General features: G+C 43.7%; 1 protein-coding gene and 1 pseudogene. One reads left to right on the plus strand and one right to left on the minus strand.

All coding sequences use genetic code 11. The features are described from left to right. A pseudogene (locus QUB56_RS36975) lies at positions 1-218 on the plus strand (hypothetical protein); the annotation flags it as partial. 91 nt (positions 219-309) lie between these two features. Here the strand turns inward: QUB56_RS36975 and QUB56_RS36980 are convergent. Beyond that, a partial coding sequence (locus QUB56_RS36980; RefSeq protein WP_332961315.1) for a nuclease-related domain-containing protein occupies positions 310-1117 on the minus strand: 808 nt, incomplete at its 5' end.

Below are 1117 nucleotides of genomic sequence, written 5' to 3' on the forward strand. Positions count from 1 at the left end.
CCCGCCCGTCCAAAAAGGACGGGCGGGACGCCCATCCCACTTTCAAGAGTGGAAGTTATTTAATTCTCATTCCTAAGTGGTATAGCAGTCGCCAAAACTGTTATGGCAAGTCGCCATCAGGCGTTGAGAATTTTATATACTTTGATTGCTTTGTTCAACATTCCGTCCAGGATATTGTTTCTACCTTAATTTTTTTTAATAGCACAAGTATCACTTAGATGCTAGTGCAAGTCTGGGATGGTACTGCTGTGTGCAAATTTGTGGATGTCCAACATATCACTGTAGCTCTTGCTCTCATTTTTCCCAATCTTATCTACTTTGATAGGTGCGATCGAGTTCTTGCAACCGTGACACCAAATCTCCCAGTGCCATGACGTAAGCACCCCTAATCTTCTTTTTGTTGCTCAAATTCACTTGGGCACGGCTAAATACAACTACTCCAGTGACCTTGGTTAACTTCTTAGCTTTTTTGATAGCCTTCTTTTGTTGGCCAATCTGTTCCAGAAAATCTTTCTCAAAATCTATCCATTTCCCGTTAGAAGATTGATTCTTGAGCACATCCCCATCCAACACAACTACGGTTGGGTGAGACTTCACCTCAAGGATAAAATTGCTCCCTTTAGGCGATCGCAGCCACACATCGATATCGCCTACGTGCGGCAATATTAAGTTGTACTCACGCATCCATCCAGATTGGATTAGGGGTTCCAAAACTTGCTGAGTCTTTTCTTCACCATCGGCCCCTTGGTAATATTTCTTAGAGTCATTCCACAACCTGTTGCCCTCCGGAATCAACAGAGGGGCGGTTAATACCCCTATCAAAAGAGCTACAAGCAAAAATAAAGGATCAAAATGTGCTACCGCGTATACCAGCAGTGGCAACAACACCAACCCTGTTGCGGCACCGTACCTGTATAAGGCTTTAGTACGAAGCTGTTGAGCCTCGCGACGCAATTGTTTTCCAGCACCTTCGTTATATTGTGGCTGCATAAATGCACCTATGCACTTAGAGTTGACAATGAGAAAAGGTCGAATTATTTTTCTTCCTTCTTCCTTCTTCCTTCTTCCTTCTTCCTTCTTCCTTCTTCCTTCTTCCTTCTTCCTTCTTCCTTCTTCC

This window comes from Microcoleus sp. AR_TQ3_B6 (assembly GCF_036702785.1).
Taxonomy (GTDB): domain Bacteria; phylum Cyanobacteriota; class Cyanobacteriia; order Cyanobacteriales; family Microcoleaceae; genus Microcoleus.